The organism is Nocardiopsis moroccensis (genome assembly GCF_055763695.1).
This window is the reverse complement of sequence record NZ_CP199747.1, coordinates 328,009-346,701: the sequence shown is the minus strand read 5'-3', so window position 1 is coordinate 346,701 and position 18,693 is coordinate 328,009. Positions and strand designations below refer to the sequence as shown.

At 72.6% G+C, this 18,693-nt stretch carries 17 protein-coding genes; 6 read left to right on the top strand and 11 right to left on the bottom strand.

From position 1 onward, the window contains the following. Nucleotides 1-125: 125 nt before the first annotated feature. The 4 genes from ACUKCB_RS01390 (at nt 126) to ACUKCB_RS01375 (ending at nt 3,974) form a co-directional block, all read left to right on the top strand. Nucleotides 126-998 (top strand): 1,4-dihydroxy-2-naphthoate polyprenyltransferase, encoded by an 873-nt coding sequence (locus ACUKCB_RS01390; protein ID WP_473040881.1) that lies wholly within the window; start codon nt 126-128, stop codon nt 996-998. Nucleotides 999-1,105: 107 nt separating this feature from the next. Further along, entirely contained in the window at nt 1,106-2,695 is a 1,590-nt protein-coding gene (locus ACUKCB_RS01385; RefSeq protein ID WP_473038640.1) for a serine/threonine-protein kinase, read from the top strand. 24 nt (nt 2,696-2,719) lie between these two features. Beyond that, entirely contained in the window at nt 2,720-3,214 is a 495-nt protein-coding gene (locus ACUKCB_RS01380) for an NUDIX domain-containing protein (protein ID WP_473038639.1), read from the top strand. Between the two features lie 73 nt (nt 3,215-3,287). After that, nucleotides 3,288-3,974: a class I SAM-dependent DNA methyltransferase gene (locus ACUKCB_RS01375; protein ID WP_473038638.1), complete on the top strand. Its 687-nt coding sequence runs from the start codon at nt 3,288-3,290 to the stop codon at nt 3,972-3,974. Between the two features lie 87 nt (nt 3,975-4,061). Here ACUKCB_RS01375 and dapB read toward each other — a convergent pair whose 3' ends face one another. After that, nucleotides 4,062-4,805 (bottom strand): 4-hydroxy-tetrahydrodipicolinate reductase, encoded by a 744-nt coding sequence (gene dapB, locus ACUKCB_RS01370; protein ID WP_473038637.1) that lies wholly within the window; start codon nt 4,803-4,805, stop codon nt 4,062-4,064. An 81-nt stretch (nt 4,806-4,886) separates the two neighbouring features. Here dapB and ACUKCB_RS01365 point away from each other — a divergent pair, with 81 nt between their 5' ends. After that, the gene (locus ACUKCB_RS01365) at nt 4,887-5,603 is read left to right on the top strand and encodes a VIT1/CCC1 transporter family protein (protein ID WP_473038636.1); all 717 of its coding nucleotides are present in this window, start codon (nt 4,887-4,889) and stop codon (nt 5,601-5,603) included. Between the two features lie 219 nt (nt 5,604-5,822). Continuing rightward, on the top strand, nt 5,823-6,557 hold the full coding sequence (locus tag ACUKCB_RS01360) for a lysostaphin resistance A-like protein (protein ID WP_473038635.1): 735 nt from the start codon (nt 5,823-5,825) through the stop codon (nt 6,555-6,557). 38 nt (nt 6,558-6,595) lie between these two features. Here ACUKCB_RS01360 and egtD read toward each other — a convergent pair whose 3' ends face one another. From egtD to ACUKCB_RS01310, 10 genes are all read right to left on the bottom strand, one after another. Then, nucleotides 6,596-7,567 (bottom strand): L-histidine N(alpha)-methyltransferase, encoded by a 972-nt coding sequence (gene egtD / locus ACUKCB_RS01355; protein WP_473038634.1) that lies wholly within the window; start codon nt 7,565-7,567, stop codon nt 6,596-6,598. Nucleotides 7,568-7,638: 71 nt separating this feature from the next. Continuing rightward, nucleotides 7,639-8,418 (bottom strand): ergothioneine biosynthesis protein EgtC, encoded by a 780-nt coding sequence (gene egtC, locus ACUKCB_RS01350; protein WP_473038633.1) that lies wholly within the window; start codon nt 8,416-8,418, stop codon nt 7,639-7,641. Beyond that, nucleotides 8,418-9,791 (bottom strand): ergothioneine biosynthesis protein EgtB, encoded by a 1,374-nt coding sequence (gene egtB, locus ACUKCB_RS01345; protein WP_473038632.1) that lies wholly within the window; start codon nt 9,789-9,791, stop codon nt 8,418-8,420. The genes egtC and egtB overlap by 1 nt, the downstream gene beginning before the upstream one ends. After that, nucleotides 9,788-11,146: an ergothioneine biosynthesis glutamate--cysteine ligase EgtA gene (gene egtA, locus ACUKCB_RS01340; protein ID WP_473038631.1), complete on the bottom strand. Its 1,359-nt coding sequence runs from the start codon at nt 11,144-11,146 to the stop codon at nt 9,788-9,790. The genes egtB and egtA overlap by 4 nt, the downstream gene beginning before the upstream one ends. A 199-nt stretch (nt 11,147-11,345) precedes the next feature. Then, nucleotides 11,346-12,299, bottom strand: coding sequence for an arylamine N-acetyltransferase family protein (locus tag ACUKCB_RS01335; protein ID WP_473038630.1), 954 nt, complete (start codon nt 12,297-12,299; stop codon nt 11,346-11,348). Nucleotides 12,300-12,512: 213 nt separating this feature from the next. Continuing rightward, nucleotides 12,513-13,601, bottom strand: a complete 1,089-nt coding sequence (locus ACUKCB_RS01330; RefSeq protein WP_473038629.1) for an ABC transporter ATP-binding protein — start codon at nt 13,599-13,601, stop codon at nt 12,513-12,515. Continuing rightward, complete coding sequence (locus ACUKCB_RS01325; protein ID WP_473038628.1) at nt 13,598-14,638, bottom strand: ABC transporter ATP-binding protein; 1,041 nt, start codon at nt 14,636-14,638, stop codon at nt 13,598-13,600. The genes ACUKCB_RS01330 and ACUKCB_RS01325 overlap by 4 nt, the downstream gene beginning before the upstream one ends. Next, on the bottom strand, nt 14,635-15,612 hold the full coding sequence (locus ACUKCB_RS01320; RefSeq protein ID WP_473038627.1) for an ABC transporter permease: 978 nt from the start codon (nt 15,610-15,612) through the stop codon (nt 14,635-14,637). The genes ACUKCB_RS01325 and ACUKCB_RS01320 overlap by 4 nt, the downstream gene beginning before the upstream one ends. Continuing rightward, entirely contained in the window at nt 15,609-16,679 is a 1,071-nt protein-coding gene (locus ACUKCB_RS01315) for an ABC transporter permease (protein ID WP_473038626.1), read from the bottom strand. Before ACUKCB_RS01315 ends, ACUKCB_RS01320 begins: the two co-directional genes overlap by 4 nt. Beyond that, nucleotides 16,676-18,526 (bottom strand): ABC transporter substrate-binding protein, encoded by a 1,851-nt coding sequence (locus tag ACUKCB_RS01310; protein ID WP_473038625.1) that lies wholly within the window; start codon nt 18,524-18,526, stop codon nt 16,676-16,678. The genes ACUKCB_RS01315 and ACUKCB_RS01310 overlap by 4 nt, the downstream gene beginning before the upstream one ends. Between the last annotated feature and the right edge of the window lie 167 nt (nt 18,527-18,693).

The window sequence follows — 18,693 nt, the reverse complement described above, 5'->3', positions numbered from 1 at the left end:
GCGGACGGTGCCCGGCCACGGGGGCGCGCGGTGCCGGTTGGGCGGGGCGTCGGCCAGGTACTACCGTTGGGTGGTTGTCTCGGCGTGCCTCCGGCGCGCCCCGTCTCGAACTGGAGGACCGGCGCGTGGCCACGGTCAGTGAATGGGTCTCGGGGCTGCGCCCCCGCACGCTTGCGAACTCGGTCGTCCCGGTGGCGGTGGGTACCGCGCTGGCTTTCTCCCTGGACGGGTTCGTGTGGTGGAAGGCGCTGCTGGCGCTGGTGGTGTCGATGTCCCTCCAGGTGGGTGTGAACTTCGCCAACGACTACAGCGACGGGGTCAAGGGCACCGACACCGAGGAGCGCACGGGCCCGACCCGGCTGACCGCGAGCGGTCTGGCCGCGCCCAGGCAGGTGCTGGCCGCGGCCCTGGGGAGTTTCGCCTTCGCCGGTGCGGTCGGCCTGGTGCTGGTGGCGACCACCTCGTGGTGGCTGGTGCTGATCGGCGCGGCCGCGATCGCCGCCGCCTGGTACTACACCGGTGGCCGGACTCCGTACGGGTACCGGGGTCTGGGCGAGGTCTCGGTGTTCGTGTTCTTCGGTGTGGTGGCCGTGGTGGGCACGGTGTTCGTGCAACTGGAGGCGCTGCCCTGGCAGGCCTGGGCGGCCTCGGTCCCGGTGGGGTTGCTCTCCTGCTCGGTGCTGGTGATCAACAACCTGCGCGACATCCCCACGGACCGGGAGACCGGCAAGATCACCCTGGCCGTGCGCCTGGGCGAGACCGGCACGCGACGGCTGTACGCGGGGATGGTCGCGGTCTCCTACGCGGTCGCCCTGGTCCTGACCGCGGTGTCCTGGTGGGTGCCGCTGGTGCTGCTGTCCGCTCCGCTGGCGGTGCCCCCGCTGCGCCGGGTCCTCGGCGGCCAGAAGGGCCACGACCTGGTCCTGGGCCTGGGTGAGACCGGCAGGCTCCAGATGGCCTTCGGCCTGCTGTTCTCCGTCACCCTCGCCCTGGGCTGATCCCGGGCGCCCGCGGTCCGGACCCCCCTCACGCCGGGCCGGTCCCGGAGCCCTGTTGCTAGGCTCGTCCAGCGTTAGGCCCCTCCCCCGATCCCCGAAGGACGGCCATGACGAGCACTGGCGAGGACGTCCCCCGCGTCGTGGCGGACCGCTACGAGATCCGCGGCGAACTCGGGCGCGGCGGCATGGGGGCGGTCTGGCGCTCCTGGGACCGCGTGCTGGGGCGCGACGTCGCTCTCAAGGAGATGGTCCTGCCCGCCGGGATCTCCGAGGAGCAGCGGTCCGCCTTCCACGCGAGGATGCGCCGGGAGGCCCGGTCCGCGGGGCGTCTGGCCGACGAGCCCGGTGTGGTGACCGTGCACGACATCCTCGACGTGGACGGCGACCCGTGGGTGGTCATGCAGCTGGTCCGGGGGCGTTCCCTGCGCGAGGAGGTCGCCGAGCGCGGTCCCCTGCCGGTGCCGGAGGCCACCCGGGTCGCGGAGGCGCTGCTGGAGGCGCTGGGGGCCGCGCACGCCCGGGGCATCGTCCACCGCGACGTCAAACCCGGAAACGTCATGCTGTCCGAGGACGGCCGGGTGCTCCTGACCGACTTCGGGATCGCCACCATCGCGGGCGAGGACGAGGTGACCAGGGACGGAGCCCGGATGGGATCGGCCCCGTACATGGCTCCCGAACGGCTGCGCGGCCAGGGCCCGGCGGAGCCCCCGTCGGACCTGTGGGCACTGGGCGCGACCCTGTACACGGTGGTGGAGGGGCGCCACCCGTTCCGGCGGGGCGAGACGGGCCGGACCATCGCGGCGGTGCTGTCGGAGCCCCTTCCGCCACCGACGCGGTCCGGTGCGCTGGCCCCGCTGATCACGGCCCTGTTGGAACGCGATCCGAACCGCCGCCCCACGGCGGAGGCTGCCCTGGCCGCCCTGCGGGGCGGCATGGTGCCTCTGGGGCCGCCCACCGCCCCGACGGGACCGTCCACCGGAGCCGTGGCGGCACCCGCCGGAACGATCGGGCCGCCCACCGGCCCCACTGGTCCCGGTCCCGTCCCGGGGGCCGCCGGAGTCTCCGACGGGCGCGGCCGCGCCCTGCTGCTGGCCGGGGCCGCCGCGGTCGCGCTCACGCTCGTCACGGCCCTGGGCGTGTACCTGCTCTCCCCCGACGAGCTGTCCGTCGAGTACGACAGGTACTCCGCGGAGACTTTCCTGGTCGACCACCCGCAGGGTTGGGAACCGCAGGTCCACGGCGACGAACCGCACCAGAGCTCCTGGGGCTCGGTGGACTTCCTGCCTCCGGAGGGGGCGGAGGAGTTCCCGGAGACCCTGATGTCCGCCGGCTGGTACACCTCCCCCGAGCACGAGGACGCCGCCACCGAATCCCAGGAGGCGTGGGAGAAGGCCATGGACGAACTGGACGTGACGGACCGCTCCCAGCGGTCCCTGGACCCCGAGGACTACATCGACGTCCCGAAGTCCTGGGACGCGGTGATGTTCGAGGACACCTACAGGGGCTTCGACAACATCGCCCTCGACCTGGGCTGGGACGAGGACCCGGAACGGTTCAGCACCGTCCTCCAGATCCACGTGGGCGGCACCGAGGGCACCACGGCCTACTGGATCGCCTGGTACGGGCCGCAGAGCGAACTCCGCGCCTACGACACCGTCATCCGCGACACCTTCGGCTCGTTCACTCCCCGGGAGTGAACCGCACGTCCTAGGGTCGGCGGTGTGAACCATCTGAGCGACGAGGAGTTCTTCGCGAGCCTGCCCGCGACCCGGGGCGCGGCGGGCGCGCTCATCCGTTCGGAGCGGGGCGAGGTGCTGCTGGTGCGGCGCGTGTACGTGCCCGACCAGCCCTGGGGCATCCCCGGCGGGATCATGGAGGCCGAGGAGTCCCCGCTGGCCGCCTGCCGCCGGGAGATCGGCGAGGAGCTGGGTGTGGACGCCCGGGTCCGGGCGCTGCTGGTGGTGGACTGGGTGCCGCCCAGGCCCCCGCGCACCGCCGCGCTGCAGTGGCTGTTCCGCGTCGAGGTCGCCGGGACGGACTTCCGGCTGCCGCCCGAGGAGCTGTCCGGCTGGGAGTGGGTGCCGCCCGCGAAGCTCACGGAGTACCTGCCCGAGCGCATCGCACAGCGGATGCTGGCAGCGGTCGCGGTGGACGAGCGGGGTTCGGACCCGGTCTACCTGGAGTACGGACACGCCGTACTGCCTGGCCCGGGCTGAGCAATCGTGCGTGATGGCGCCCACACCAGTTACGATGCCTGCTCGCAGTCCACCCCAGGGAGAGCCGAACACCGTGCCGAGCGACAACACCCCCGATCCCCGCGAACTCGCCCCCGACCCGGTGGCGTGGGCCGAACGCAACGCCCACCAGGCGGGCGCCTTCGACGCGATCGGGGAGCACTACGACGAGGCCTTCCCCAACAAGGAGGGCCAGCAGGACTGCGTCCGGCGCATGCTGAGCCTGCTCCCTCCCGGAGCGCACGTGCTCGACCTCGGGTCGGGCACCGGCCTGCCCACCGCCCGCCAACTGGTGCTGGCCGGTGCGCGGGTGACCGGGTTCGAGATCTCCGAACGGATGCTCGAACTCGCCCGCCGCAACGTCCCGGAGGCCGAGTTCCGCCGGGCCGACATCCTCGACCTGGACCCGGTGGAGAGGTCCTATGACGCCATCGTGGCGTTCTTCTCGCTGCTGTGCCTGCCCAAGGAGCGGATCCCCGAGGCCCTGGGCCGCGTGCGCGCCTCCCTGCTGCCCGGGGGCCTGTTGTGCCTGTCGATGGTGGAGGCGGACCTGGACGACACCCCGATCCCGTTCCTGGGCTCCGAGATCCGGGTGTCGGGCTATCCCCGTGAGGAGCTGCGTCGGGTGGTGGAGAAGGCGGGCCTGATCGTCGAGGACGAACGTGCGGTCGCCTACGAGCCCGGGCCCGGGGGCGCACCCCCGGAGGTCCAGATCTTCCTCACCTGCCGCCGGGGCGCCTAGACTCCGTCGCGACGGTACGCGCAGGCGGCTCCCGCGCACGACGAAGGGGACCGCCCTCCCGGACGGTCCCCTGCTGAGCGTGCGGTCCTACTCCAGGCCGAGGAGGGGCTCCAGGCCCAGGGTGAGCGGCTCGGGGAGCTCCGCGGTCCTGCGGATGCCCAGCAGGACCCCGGGCATGAAGGACGTGCGGTTCATGGAGTCGTGGCGGATCCTGAGCGTCTCGCCGTCGGTGCCGAACACGACCTCCTGGTGGGCGATCAGGCCCTGGATCCGGAGCGCGTGCACCCGGACGCCGTCGACGTCCGCGCCGCGGGCACCCGGGATCTCCGAGGTGGTGGCGTCGGGCATCGCCCCGGTTCCGGCCTCGCGGCGGGCCCCGGCGACCAGCTCGGCGGTCCGGTAGGCCGTTCCGCTCGGGGCGTCGGCCTTGTTGGGGTGGTGCAGCTCGATGATCTCCGTGGAGTCGAAGTACGGTGCGGCCTTCTCCGCGAAGTGCATCATCAGCACCGCAGCGATACCGAAGTTGGGTGCGATCAGCACCTTGGATCCGGGTGTGGCCGTCTGGAGCGCGCGGACCTCGGCCAGGCGGGCCTCGTCGAAACCGCTCGTCCCCACGACGGCGTGGATCCCGTGGCCGATGAGCCACTCCAGGTTGCCCATCACCACGTCGGGGTGCGTGAAGTCGACGACGTAGTCCGCCCCCAGCACCGCGTCCCGGTCGTCGGCGCTGTCCACGCCCGCGACGAGTTCCATGTCGTCGGCGGCCCGAACCGCCCTGACGACCTCTGACCCCATGCGCCCATCGGCGCCGAAAACTCCTACCTTGAACACGCGTCGAGCGTACCGGAGTCCGGGCTGGTGTTCGGCGTGGTGGGGCGGGGCAACCGGAACCACGCGTGCGACTGTGGCTCCATGGCACAGGAGCGCCCGGAGGACACCGAACAGTCGCAGAAACGCCTGAGCTCGCTGCTGAACGGACTCAGAGCCGCGGTACTGGGCGCCAACGACGGTATCGTCTCGACCGCAGGCCTGGTGGTGGGAGTGGCGGGCGCCACCCCGCACCGGGAGGCGCTGCTGGTCGCGGGGGTCGCCGGGACCCTGGCGGGCGCGCTTTCGATGGCCGCCGGCGAGTACGTGTCGGTGAGTACCCAGCGCGACACCGAGCGGGCCGCGATCGCACACGAACGCAGGGAGCTTACCGAGGACCCGGACGGCGAACTGGAGGAGCTCTCCGGGATGTACCGTGCGCGCGGCCTGAGCGAGGAGCTGTCCAGGAGGGTTGCCCGGGAGCTCACCGACCACGACGCCCTGCGCGCCCACGTGGAGGTGGAACTGGGCCTGAACCGCTACCGGGTCGACCCGTGGCAGGCCGCCCTCGCCAGCATGTTCTCCTTCCTGCTCGGCGCGCTGGTCCCGCTCACGGCCATGTTGCTGAGCCCCGGCAGTTGGCGCCTGGCGGTGACCGTGATCGCGGTGCTGGCGGCCACCGGTCTGCTGGGAGCGGTCAGTGCCCGGATGGGCGGCGCCCTGCCGGTGCGGGCGGCCCTGCGGTGCGTGGCGGGCGGTTCCTTCGCGATGCTGGTGACCTACCTGGTGGGTTCCCTGATCGGAGCCGCTGCCGGGCTCTAGCGGTGCTTCGTCGTACGAGGCCCCCGGCGCCGGGCACCAGTGACACCACGTCACCACTGCCCCGGAGAAACGTCACGGCGCGGTGGTGACGCGGCGCCACTGCCGGACGGGCGCGGCGGCGACTGTACTTGGAGACGTCCCCGCGGACACGACGCCGGGGAACGGCGGACCCGGCCGTGGGGCCGCCGAGGAGACCGAGAGAACAGGGAGACCGCCACCATGTGCGCAGCCCGCCCCGACGACCCCCGGCGCCAGGCCCCGGTCGGCAGCGCCTCCCCGACGCGTCCGGGGTGGCCGGAGATCGCGGTCGGGCTGCTCGCCATGACGGGGGCCGTGGCCCTGCTGGTGATCCTCGGCCTGCTCGGCCTCCCGGACGCGAGCCCCGTGGTGTACGGGCTCGCCGTGGCCGCCTGGTCGGGTGTGGCAGGACTCGTCGGCTTCGCCGCGGCCGCGGCGGTGCGCATCCGCTCGCTCGGCGCCTTCGGTATCCGTCGCACCACCTGGCGCTGGATGCTCATCGGTACGGCGGGGGGCGTGGTCGCTCTGGTCGCCAAGGGCGCGCTGATCCTCGCCATCACCGCCCTGACCGGGTTCGACAGCAACCCCCAGGGCATGTACTACGAGGCGGCCGGCGGAGGCCCGGTGGCCCTGGTCCTGACCGTCCTGTTCCTGTCCGTGCTGACCCCCGTCGGTGAGGAGTTCCTCTTCCGTGGTGTGGTCACCAACGCCCTGCTGCGCTATGGGCCCCTCGTCGGGGTGCTCGGCGGTTCGGCGGTCTTCGCCCTCTTCCACGGCATCAACATCATCCTGCCCGCGGCGTTCGTGGTGGGTGTCGTCGCCGCCGAGGTGATGCGGCGCAGCGGATCGGTCTGGCCCGCGGTGGCCGTGCACGTGGTCAACAACCTCGCCCTTCCGCTGCTGGTGCTCTTCACCGGAGCCGTCGGCCCCGGCTGAACCGGGGACGACCGCCCGAAGAGGACGGTGGACCGGACTCAGCGGGCGGTCGCGAGCGTGAGCGCGAAGTCCCCCGCCGTGTCGGTCCACCAGTGGGTGAGGTCGAACCCGGCCCCGTCGAGTTCGGCGCTCAGCCCCTGTCTGCGGAACTTGGCGGAGACCTCGGTACGCATCTCCTCCCCCGCCGCGAAGTCCACCTCCAGGTCCAGGTCGGCCACCCGGACGTGCTGGGCCGAGCGGGCACGCAGCCGCATCTCGATCCATTCCCGGTCGGCGTTCCACACGGCCAGGTGGTCGAAGGCCTCCGGGTCGAAGTCACCGCCCAACCGGGTGTTGATCACCGAGAGCACGTTGCGGTTGAAGGCGGCGGTCACCCCCTGGGCGTCGTCGTAGGCGGCGACGAGCCGGTCCGGGGCCTTGACCAGGTCGGCGCCGAGCAGGAGGCGGTCACCCGGGTGCAGGACGTCGTGGATGTCGCGGAGGAAGGCCGCGCGCGGGCCCGGTTCCTGGTTGCCGATGGTGGAGCCGAGGACGGCGAGGAGCTGGCGGCCGCCCTCGCTGACCGGCAGCAGTCCCAGGTGGTGTTCGAAGTCCCCGACGACCGCGTGGACGTCCAGGCCCGGGTAGTCGTCGGCGACGGGACGGGCGGAGGAGGCGAGGAAGTCGCCGCTGACGTCGACCGGGACGAAGCGGGTGAGGCCGCCGTGGCGGCGCATGGCGTCCAGGAGCAGGCGCGTCTTGACCCCGGCCCCGGAGCCGAGTTCGATGAGGGCCGCCGCGTCGGCCGCGTCGGCGATCTCGTCGGCGCGCAGCTCCAGGATGGAGCGTTCGGCCCGGGTCGGGTAGTACTCCGGAAGCCGCGTGATGTCCTCGAACAGCGCGCTGCCGCGTTCGTCGTAGAACCACTTGGGCGGTAGTTGCTTGGGCCGCGCGGTGAGCCCTTCGGCCACGTCGGCGCGCAGGGCCTTGTCCAGTTCGTCGGCGGTCAGGTTGCGGTCGATCCGGAACATGGTGCCTCCTGTGTCCCTTACGGATGTACCCGGGGCGGGGCGATGCCAGTGAGGTGCTGCGGGGGACGTCCTCAGCCGATGGGGCGGATGTCGGTGCGTTCGCGGGTGGCCACGACCACCGAGTCGTCGGGGATCCGCCGCCAGCCCCGGCCGTCGTCGAAGGGTTCGGAGGCCAGCCATACCCCCTCGCCCTCCCCCCTCCGCAGGATGTACAGGGTGTCCCCCGCAGCCGTCCCGACGAGCACCTCTCCGTCGCTGGCCAGCAGGTTGTACCTGCCCTCGGAGTGCTCCCGGGCGTGTCGGACCACCGCGGCCAGGGCCGCGGCCAGATCCCCGGAGGACCGCCACAGCCGTACGGTGTGCGCGAACAGGGGTGCGGAGTCCACGGGTGCCCGCGCGTCCAGAGCACCGGGCGGGAACGGCGTGCCCAGAGCCGCGGCCAGCGCCTCGTCGTCCTCGGCCGCCCCGTTGTGGCTGAACAGGAGGCGGTCGGCGCGGAAGGGCTGGGCTCCGGACTCCTCCGAGCCGAAGCCGACGGTGGCGTCGCGGACCGCCGCGACCACGCACCCGGAGGTGATGGCGCGGGCGGCGTCGGCGAAGGAGGCGTCACCCCAGATGGGCATGGCCCGGCGGTACCGGAGCGGCTCGGGGGGCCGCTCACCTTCGGTCCGCTGCCACTCGGGCCGTCCCGGCCCCTGCGGGTACCAGCCCGCGCCGAAGCCGTCGGCGTTGACGGTCCCGTACCTCTGCCGACGGGGCGCCCAGGACTGCACGTGTAGCGAGTGGGGCGCCGCGTACAGCAGGTCGTGGAGCGTGCGCGGCGGCCCCAGGTAGGCGAGATGGCGGCACATCAGCCGCGGTCCGCGTCGCGTGCGCAGCGGAACCCGCTGAAGATCTGGCGGCGGACCGGGTGGTCCCAGTTCCGGAAGGTGGATCGGACGGCCGTGGGGTGGGTGGCCCAGGACCCACCGCGCAGGACCTTGTAACCGTCGTCGAAGAAGACCTCCGAGTACTCGCGGTACGGGAAGGCGGTGAACCCGGGGTAGCCGTCGAAGGTGGTGGAAGTCCACTCCCACACGTCGCCGACCAACTGCCGCACCCCCAGGGGCGAGGCCCCGTCCGGGCGGCTGCCGACCGGATCCGGGCCGAGCCTGCGCTGGCCGAGGTTGGCGTGGCGGCGGTCGGGTTCTCCGTCGCCCCAGGGGAAGCGGAGCGAGCGCCCGGTGGTGGGGTCGAACCGGGCCGCCTTCTCCCACTCGGCCTCGGTGGGCAGCCGTTTTCCGGCCCAGCGGGCGTAGGCCTGTGCCTCGTGGAAGCACACGTGCTGCACGGGTTCGTGCGGCGGTACCTGTTCACGGCGGCCGAACCGGCGTCGGCTCCACCCGCCGTCCTCCTCGGACCAGAAGGCGGGGGCGAGTGCTCCGCGCCGTTCCCGCCACTGCCAGCCGCGGGGCGTCCACCAGCGCGGGTCCCGGTACCCGCCGTCGGCGACGAACTCCAGGTAGGCGGCGTTGGTGACCGGGTCGGTGTCGATCCAGTACGCGCCCAGGTCGACGGTGTGGCCCGGGCGCTCGTTGTCGTAGGACCAGGGGTCGTCGTCGGTGCCCATGGTGAAGGGGCCCGCCGGAACCAGGACCTCGTCGGCAGCGGGCGGGGCCGCTCGCGCGAAGGCGGGCTCCTCCTCCAACAGCACGGGGCCGCCCCGGCGCAGCTGGTGGGTGGCGAGCATGGTCTCGTCGTGCATGTGCTCGTGCTGGATCACCATGTGGAACACGAACCCCGAGTCCAGCAGGGAGCGTTCCCCCGGTGCTGCCGCGCCCGGCTCCGCGCCGGGCGCCCGCCGGGGCGCGGGGACAGCGGAGAGGTCGGCGGAGTCGAGGGCGTCCAGGACCTCGCGGCGCACCCGCTCGTTGTACTCGCGCGCCTCCTCGGGCCGCAGCAGCGGCAGGGAGACCCGGTCGGCCCTGGGGTTCTCGAAGGCGTCGTAGAGGCCGTCGATGTCGGGGCGCAGTGCCTCGCGTCCCCCGGCGGCCCGCAGCAGCCACTGCTCCTCGTAGTTGCCGACGTGCGCCAGGTCCCAGACCAGCGGAGACATCAGCGGAGAGTGTTGGGCGAGCAGGTCCTCCTCGTCCAGGGCGTCCAGGGTCAGACCGTTGCTGCGCCGCCTGCTCCGGTCCAGTTCGGCGGCGATGCGCTCCTTGGCGTGTTCCTGTTCGCGGCTCATGAGGAACCTCCACTGTGTGCGGGACGGGCGCCGGCCCCCTCGTCCGCGGCCGGTTCCGGACCGGTTCCCGGCCCTGCCGGGCGGGGTTCGGGGACCCGGGCCCCGCCCCCGGAAGCCTCCCGGGGGCCACCGTCGCGGCCGGTGTCGGGGCCGCTGTCGGCGGGGCAGAGGCCGCGCCGGACGTAGTGGTCCGCGTACTCGTCGACGAGGGCCGCCAGCCCGGCCGCCCCCATCCGCGGTAGTGCCTCCACCGCGGCGTCGAAGCAGGTCCGGGCGCAGGCGTCCACCTCGGGGGCGGCGAGGCCCAGGCGGGCCGAGTTCAGCCACAGCACGGGTTCGGGGACGGCGCCCCGGCACATCCGCTCGGTGGCCTCCTCCGCGACGGCACGGGCGCGGGGGTCGTCGGTCAGGGCGGCGGCGAGCGCCACCGGGACCGGCCACCAGCGCAGCGGGAGGGCGTCGATCATGCGCAGTTCCCACCAGCCGCGCGGGCGCACGGGCGGGAAGAGCGTGGACAGGTGGAACTCCAGGTCGGCCGGGGTCAGCGGGCGCGGGCCCCGGCCACCGGCCCAGTCGGCCAGGCTGATCCCCGGGTCGGCGGTCCACTCTCCCCCGCCGCCGGGGATCTCGGGGACGGCCATCACCCGGGCCGCGAGGGCGTACTCGGCCCAGGCGGTCGCGGGGTCGGTGCGGGTGTGCGGCTCCAGGACGGGTCTGGTCCGGGTGGCGTCGGTGGCCGCCCAGATCGCCCAGCGGGTGGACTTCCAGCCGGTGGGGCGCCCGCGCCAGACGGCGGAGTTGGCGAAGGCAGCCACCAGGACGGGGCCGAGCCGGTGGACGAGTTCCCACCGGGAGCGCACGTCGGCGTCGTCGGCACCGGTGTCCAGGCACACCTGGAGCGAGGCGGTGCTGCACATCATGGTGTGGCCGCTGGGGTGGCGGTGGTTGGCGAAGAAGCGCTCCATGGCGGCGTACCGGGGCAGCCGGAGCTGGCGGACGGGGGGCCGCACGGGGTCCAGGGCGGTCTCGGACAGGCGCAGTCCGGCGTCGGCGAGGGTCTTGCGGATGTGGTCCAGGTCCCTGGCCAGAGCCTCATGGGCTCGTGCGGGGCCCGGCAGTGCGGCGGAGCTGAGCTCGATCTGGCCGCCGGGTTCGAAGGTGATCCGGCTTCCCGCGGGCGGGGGGCCACAGGCCTCCAGCAGTCCCGTGAGGCGGTCGATGGTAACGGGCGCGGTGGGTTGTCCGGGGTCGGTGACGAGCCATTCGGTCTCGGCTCCGACCTTTCCGGGGGGTCCGGTCTTGAAACAGACCCCGTTGATGTACTCGTGAACGTCTTCGGTGGTCATGGGCACCATGGGCTGCTCCCTCGGAGTTACGCCTCCAAGGTCCTGCCCCGAGGTCCACTGCGGTGAACGTGTGTGATCAACCCAAATCCTCGTGTCCGCGTCCGTCGGCCCGGGCGGGCGCACCACCGCCCGGGTGGCACAGCCGCTGGCGTCGGTGTTCTCGTCGGCACGCTCCGCACACCCCAGCAAAACGTGACCACGATCACACTCAATCCACGGACAGGAAGCCCCTGACCCGTTCCTCGACGATCGACTGTTCCTCCTGGTCAAGGGCGATGTCGAACACCTCCCGCAACACCGGACCCACCTCTCCCAGAGCCAACTCCCGCACCTCACCGGTGCCGTCGACCCGGTCGACGGTCAGGGTCGTGTTGGTCAGCACGTACCTGGTTCCGCCCGTGGTCCGCGCGGCCATGAGGCGGTTGCCGAAGGGCGAGCGCGGGTGGGTGGTGAGGTAGTGGTTAAAGATGCCGTAGTCCTGTGGCAGGTTGCCCGCGGTGCTGAAGGAGTACAGGTTCTGCCAGCGCCTGCCGTCGAACCCGCGCAGCAGCCACTCCTCGTCGCCGACCTCCGAGATCCGGTCCAGCCGCAGGTTCCAGCCGCCCTGGGACACCTGGTGCCCGTCCACGAACGGGAACGGCTCCACCAGGCCCCCACCACCGAACCCGACGTCGGCCAGCCAGGGAGCGCCCTCCGCCGCCACCCTCAGCAGGGCGTGGGTGGAGGGCCGGGGGCGCCCGTCCCCGCCCATCAGTACCCGGGCGCTGAAGGCGGTCAGGGGGAAGCCGAGCCGGTCCAGGACAGCGGCGAGCAGGAGGTTCTGCTCGTAGCAGTACCCGCCCCTGCGGTGGTGGACCATCTTGTCGACCAGGGAGGGGACGTCGAGCCGCACGGGGCGTCCCAGGACCAGGTTGAGGTTCTCGAACGGGATCGCCGCCAGGTGGGCGCGGTGCACGGCCGCAAGGGTGTCCGGGGTGGGCGGCAGCCCGCCGGACAGGCCGACACGGGACAGGTAGGCGTCCAGGTCGAGGTCGCCGCCGCCCCAGAAGTCGCGGTCGGTGAAGACCCGTTCCGGAGGCGGGGCCTGGGCGGCGGGCGGGGCCGGAACGGGCTCGGGGAGCGGTGTGAAGGACGGTGCGGTGGTGTGTTCGTCGGTCGACATGTCCCTGGCAACGAGGACTACGCCGGGCATGTTCCGGTATGAGCTGTTTCCTCCCGTCCGCAATCGGCCGAAGGGAACGTGTGTACAGCGGGACTTCATGGAGACTTACCCGGTCAGTGGAACGAAACCGGCCGCACCGCCGCGGGTGGCCGGGAGCCCGGCGGGGCCGGGAGGACGGAAGGCCCGTGGCGGCGTGGTCAGGGGACAGACGGGTCAGGGAGCGGCAGTCCCCTCCGCACGCAGGCGCCCTGACCCGTCCGCGGCCGACCAGTGGCAGGCGACCCGGCGCTGCGCGCCGCCACCCAGGACCGCCGGGTCCACACTCGCGCAGAGGTCGGCGACCCCGGCCCGTTCGGCCTCTCCGGAGGCCAGGACCGGGCAGCGCGGGTGGAACCGGCAGCCCGTCGGCACCTGTTTGGGGTCCGGCGGCTCACCGGAGAGCACCACGGGCCCCTCGGCAGCGCCCGAGTCGGGCAGCACCGACAACAGCGCCCGCGTGTACGGGTGGGCGGGGGCGGACAGGACCTCCTCCACGGTTCCCAGCTCCACCACACGGCCCAGGTACATCACGGCGACCCGGTCGGCGATGTTCCACGCCAACCCGAGGTCGTGCGTGGCGACGAGGGCGGACAGGCCCAGCTCTGCGCGCAGCTCCAGCAGCAGCCGCAGGATCTCGCCGCGCACCGAGGCGTCCAGGGACGCCACCGGCTCGTCGGCCACCAGGACCTCGGGTTCCAGGATCAGAGCGCCGGCGATCACCACCCGTTGGCGCTGGCCGCCGGAGAGCTCGTGCGGGTAGCGGGCGAAGAACCGTTCGGGCGGGCGCAGACCGGCCCGGGACAGGGCCTCGGCGACCCGCTCGGACTCGTCGACCGTGGTGCCCTCGTGGATCCGCAGCCCCTCCACGACCGACTCGTAGACGGTGCGCCGGGGGTTGAGCGAACCCGTGGGGTCCTGCTGTACCAACTGGACTCGGCGCCGGTAGGAGCGCAGGTCACGGGAACGGTAACCCAACGGGGCGCCCTCGAACACGACCCGGCCCCCGGTGGGCCTCTCCAGGCCGAGCAGCGCCCGGGCCAGAGTGGTCTTCCCGCAGCCGGACTCCCCGACCAGGGCGACGATCTCCCCGGCCGCCACGTCCAGGTTGACCCCGTCCACCGCGCGGGCGGTGCCGCGGCCCCCGCCCGGGGCGAACCCGGCGGTGAAGGCCACCTCGACCGCCTCGGCCCGCAGGATCGGCTCGGCGACCCCCTCGGTACCGGGGTCGGAGAAGGGCTGTCGTGAGTCGGTGTCGGCGCTCAACGGCTCGTCTCCTCTTCTTCCTCCGCACTGCCCTGCTCCGGACCGCCGGGCCCGCCGCCCGGCCCCACATGCACGCAGGCGGCGTGCCGGGCGGAGTGCCCGCCTCGGTCGGGCCGAACCGGCCACAGGGGCGGGTCGACCGTGGCGCACACCGTCTCGGCGACGGCGCAGCGCGGCCTGAACACACAGCCCGAGGGCGCGTCGGCCGGGTCCGGCGGATCACCGGGCAGCCCCCGGGGCGCCAGGCGCGAGGCCGGGTCGCCGATCCTGGGGAAGGCGGCGCTGAGCGCGCTCGCGTAGGGGTGCGCGGGTTCGTGTACGACCTCCCGCGCGGGCCCCTGCTCCACGATCCGGCCCGCGTACATGACCGCGACCCGGTCACAGGTGGCGGCCAGGACGGACAGGTCGTGGCTGATCATCAGCATGCCGATGCCGCTCTCGTCGACCAGCCGTTCCAGCAGGGCGAGGATCTGGGCCTGGATCATGACGTCCAGGGCGGTGGTCGCCTCGTCCGCGATGATCAGCCGCGGCTCACAGGCCAGCGCCATCGCGATCATCACCCGCTGCCGCTGGCCCCCGGACAGCTGGTGGGGGTAGTCGCGGCGCCGGGAGGCGGGCAGTCCCACCTGTTCGAGGAGTTCGGCCACGCGGGCCCCGGCCCCGTCCGGCTTCACGAGTTGGTGGACGAGGAGGGGTTCGGCGATCTGCTCGCCGATCCGCTGCACCGGGTTGAGCGAGTGCATGGCGCCCTGGAACACCACCGAGGCGCCCGCCCAGCGGACGGCGCGCAGGCGGCCCCACCTCATCCGGAGGACGTCCTCTCCCTCCAGCAGGATCTCGCCGGTGACCCGCGTGCCGGCGGGGAGCAGGCGCAGGAGCGCCAGGGCGACGGTGGACTTTCCGCTGCCGGACTCCCCCGCGATCCCGAGGGTGTCTCCGGGGTCCAGGGACAGGTGCACCCCGCGCACGGCGGGGACGTCGCCACCGCCACCGGAGTAGGTGACGTGCAGGTCTCGGACGTCGAGAAGGCTGGTCAACTCTGCCCCCGGAGCCGTGGGTTGATGACGGACTCGACCGCGCGTCCGCACAGGGTGAAGGACAGCGCGACCACGGCGATCGCCAGGCCCGGCGGGATCATGTACCACCAGATCCCCGCGCTGATCGCCCCTGCGGTGCGGGCGGATTCGAGGATGCCGCCCCAGGAGATGGTGGTGGGGTCTCCCATGCCGAGGAACGCCAGTGTGGACTCGGCGATGATGGAGGTGGCCACCAGCAGCGTGGTCTGGGCGAGCACGACCGGCATCACGTTGGGCAGGACGTGCCAGCCCATGACGTGCGTGTGGCCGCCGCCGAGGGCTCGGGCCCGCTCCACGTAGGGCCGGGCCTCCACGGCCAGGGTCTGGGCGCGTACCAGGCGCGCGGTGGGCGGCCAGACGGTGAGTCCGATGGCGATGACGATGGTTCCGGTGCCGCGCGGCAGGACGGCGGCCAGGGCCACGGCCAGGACCAGGGTGGGCAGGACCAGGAACCAGTCGGTGACGCGCATGAGCACCGTCGACACGATCCGGCCTCCGAGGCCGCCGGAGGAGCCGAAGTGTCCGGCGGTGACGCCGACCAGGGTCCCCAGGGTCACCGACACGAACGTGGCCAGCAGGCCGACGGTCAGCGACACCCGCGCGCCCCAGACGATCAGGTCCAGGACCGAACGGCCGAAGTTGTCGGTTCCCAGGGGGTACTCCCGGCTGGGCGGCTGGTAGGAGTCACCGGGCGCACCGGTCACGGTCAGGTGGGCCTGGTCGACGAACAGCGGCGCGGTCAGGGCGAGTACACCGATGGTGAGCAGCGAGGCCAGGCCGAAGAGTCCGGCCCGGTTACGGGCGTACTCGCGGGCGAACCGGCCCAGGGTCTCACGCCGCCGCCGGCGGGCCAGGGCCCGGGCGGTGACCGCCGGAGTCGGCGCGCGGCCCTCGGCCGCGGGTCCGGTGGGGGCTGGTCCGGTGGGGGCGCTCATGGGCGCACCCGGGGGTCGAGCAGGGGGTACACCAGGTCGGCCAGGAGGTTCATGAGGATCACCGAGGCCGCGAAGACCACGAACAGGCCCTGGACGAGGCCCAGGTCGGGTACGCGCAGGCCGGAGTAGAAGAGCTGGCCGAGGCCGGGCCAGGAGAACACGGTCTCCACGAGGATGACCCCGGACACGACCTGCCCCAGGTTGAGGAAGACGAGCGTCACGGTGGGCAGCAGGGCGTTGGGCACGGCGTGCCTGCGGCGCACGAGGGTGTCGCGCAGCCCCTTGGCGCGCGCCGTGGTCAGGTAGTCGGCACCCTTCTCGTCCATCAGCGAGGAGCGCATGATCATCAGGTACTGGGCGTAGATGACCGCGACCATGGTGGTCACCGGCAGCACCATGTGCCGGGCGGTGCTCAGGGCGGTCTCCAGCGGCCCGCTGACACCGGGGTCGACCATGCCGCCGGTGGGGAACAGGTTGGGCATGAAGCCGCGCCCGGAGGCGAGCAGCACGATCAGCAGCAGCCCGAGCCAGAACGTGGGTACCGACCAGAAGAACAGCGCCACCCCGGTGTTGACCCGGTCCCCGCGGCCTCCCGGCCGCCACCCGGCACGGGCGCCGAGGAGCAGGCCCAGGAGTGCGGCGACGACCGTCCCGGTCCCGGCGAGCAGGACGGTCGGGCCCAGGCGTTCGAGGATGAGGTCGACGACGGGCTCGCGGTACTGGAAGGAGACCCCCAGGTCGAACCGGAGGAGCCCGCCGGCGTAGTCGAGGAACTGCTGCCACAGCGGCTGGTCGAGGCCGAACTGGCGGCTCAGCTCCTCGCGCTGTTGCGCGGTGACCTCGCGCCCCTCGGTCATGGCCCGGACCGGGTCGCCGGGCAGGATCCGGAACAGGAAGAACCCGGCGACGATCACGGCGAACAGGGAGACCAGCGCGGTGGTCAGGCGGCCGAGCACGTAGGCGGCCACCCGAGCCGCCCGGCCCGGCCCGGCGGGGGCCTCCGGGGCGGGGAGGGCCGGCGCCCCCGCCCCGGGGGCCCCGTTCGCCTCGCGGGGCGTGGTCCTCACTCGCGGTCCTCCACGGTGGAGCGTCGTCGGACGAGCACGAAGGCTCCCACGGCCAGCAGGAGGAGCACACCGGCGCCGACCCCGACGAGCACGCCGCCGGACACACCGACTCCTCTGGCACCGCCCGCCCCGGAGAGGGCCGCCTCCGCGGGTTCGGCCGACCACCAGGCCCAATAGCCGTCCTGGCCCCAGATGTTGCCGCCCTCGGCGGGCTCCAACTGGATGTCGGCGATGTGGTCGGTCCGGTAGGCCTCCATGATGTTCGGGTAGGTCAGGACGTTGACCACGGCCTCCCGGTAGAGGACCTCCTGGAGCTGGTGGACGATCTCGGCGCGGGCCCGGCGGTCGTACTCGGCCAGCTGGGCCTCGTACAGCTCGTCGTACTCCTCGTCGCAGAAGTAGGCGTCGCCCTGCATGGTGCCCGGCTCGTCGGGCAGCGCGCCGCAGGTGTGGATGCTGAACACGTAGTCGGGGTCGGGGTTGACCGTCCATCCGGTGAAGATGAGGTCGTACTCGGCGTCGTAGAGGGCGTCGCTGAGGATGCCCGGGTCGACGGTCCGGTTGTCGATCTCGATGCCGATGTCGGCGAGGCGTTCGGCGATCACCAGCCCGGCCTGGACGTTGTCGGGCCGGTCCGCGTGGACGTGCATGCGCAGTTCGAGGCGGTCGCCGTCGGGCGAGACGCGCACGCCGTCGTCGCCCCTGGCGTAGCCCGCGTCGTCGAGCATCTCGTTGGCGGCCTCGGGGTCGAAGTCGAGGAAGGCCTCGTCGCCCTCGGGGGCCCAGTGGAAGTCCGTGTAGCGCGGCGGGATGTAGCCGCCCGCGGCGACGGCCTGGCCGTTGGAGCCCTGCTGGGCGATCTCCTCGTTGTCGATGCCCATGACGATGGCCTGGCGCAGGGTCAGGTCGCTCAGCGCGGGGTGCCCGTCACCGAACTCCTCACCGTCCCGGGTCACGGCTCCGGGGTTGATGGTGAAGGCCTGGAAGCGCTTGCCGTCGGCGATGTTGACGGCGATGTCGTCAACGGTCTCCAGGAAAGTGACCTGGGCGTCGGTGAGTTCGTAGACGAAGGAGACCTCTCCGCTGCGGAGCGCCTCCACGGCGGCGTCCTTCTCCGAGTAGTAGCGGAAGTAGAGCTCGTCGAAACCGGGAGCCCCCCGCCAGTGGTCGGGGTTGGCCTCCAGGCGGATGTGCTCGCCCCGCGAGTGCTCGGTGAGGACGAAGGGACCGCTGCCCACCGTGGGGAGGTCGTCCGCGGTGTAGTCGGAGAAGGCGTCGCCCTCCGCCTCGATGATCGGCTCCCACACGTGCCGGGGGACGATCGGGACCCGCAGGGACTCCATGGTGGCCTGGGGCTCGTCCAGCTCGATGACGACGGTCGCCTCGTCCTGCGCCGTGACGGTCTCGAACCCGGCGACGTAGTTGCCGTTGGCGACCGCCGCAGCCTCGTTCTCCATCATGGTGTCGAACGTCCAGGCGACGTCCTCGGCGGTGAGCTGCTCGCCGTCGGTGAAGTAGGCGTCGTCGCGGAGGTTGAACGTCCAGGTCAATCCGTCCTCGGAGGTCTCCCAGCTCTCCGCGAGCGAGGGTTCCGGTTCGTTGGTCCGCGGGTTCACCGTGGTGAGGCTGTCGTAGACGTGCCGGAGGATGTTCGTGGTGACGGCGAGCTGGGCCGTGAAGGGGTTGAAGGAGTCGACCTGCTGGGCGACCGCGACGGTCAGGGTGCTGCGGTCGGCCTCGTCCGCGGCGGCCGGGGCTGCCGGAAGGGTGCCGAGGAGGAGCAGTGCGCCGCCGGAGGCCGCTGTCCGTCGGAGGAGGGTGCCGGTGGGAGGGTGGTCGGTCTGCATGACGGCCCCTGTCGGGTTTCGTGGGGTGGTGGCCTTGCCACCCGGGGGTTGTTGGTTGTCTACCAACTCGCCGCGACAAGCGTCAATGATCTTCGGGGTGAGGCGCGACATCGCAACACATTCGACTCCTGGCCTGGGGAAACTGGTGTTTCGTGGGGTTTTTGTGG

Excerpts from the sequence above, each read along its gene's own strand:
- ACUKCB_RS01360 (WP_473038635.1), top strand. The coding sequence starts at position 5,823 with ATGTGCGCAGCCCGCCCCGACGACCCCCGGCGCCAGGCCCCGGTCGGC.
- ACUKCB_RS01385 (WP_473038640.1), top strand. The coding sequence starts at position 1,106 with ATGACGAGCACTGGCGAGGACGTCCCCCGCGTCGTGGCGGACCGCTAC.
- egtC (WP_473038633.1), bottom strand. The coding sequence starts at position 8,418 with ATGTGCCGCCATCTCGCCTACCTGGGGCCGCCGCGCACGCTCCACGAC.
- egtA (WP_473038631.1), bottom strand. The coding sequence starts at position 11,146 with ATGGTGCCCATGACCACCGAAGACGTTCACGAGTACATCAACGGGGTC.
- egtD (WP_473038634.1), bottom strand. The coding sequence starts at position 7,567 with ATGTTCCGGATCGACCGCAACCTGACCGCCGACGAACTGGACAAGGCC.
- ACUKCB_RS01310 (WP_473038625.1), bottom strand. The coding sequence starts at position 18,526 with ATGCAGACCGACCACCCTCCCACCGGCACCCTCCTCCGACGGACAGCG.
- ACUKCB_RS01335 (WP_473038630.1), bottom strand. The coding sequence starts at position 12,299 with ATGTCGACCGACGAACACACCACCGCACCGTCCTTCACACCGCTCCCC.
- ACUKCB_RS01365 (WP_473038636.1), top strand. The coding sequence starts at position 4,887 with ATGGCACAGGAGCGCCCGGAGGACACCGAACAGTCGCAGAAACGCCTG.
- ACUKCB_RS01320 (WP_473038627.1), bottom strand. The coding sequence starts at position 15,612 with ATGAGCGCCCCCACCGGACCAGCCCCCACCGGACCCGCGGCCGAGGGC.
- egtB (WP_473038632.1), bottom strand. The coding sequence starts at position 9,791 with ATGAGCCGCGAACAGGAACACGCCAAGGAGCGCATCGCCGCCGAACTG.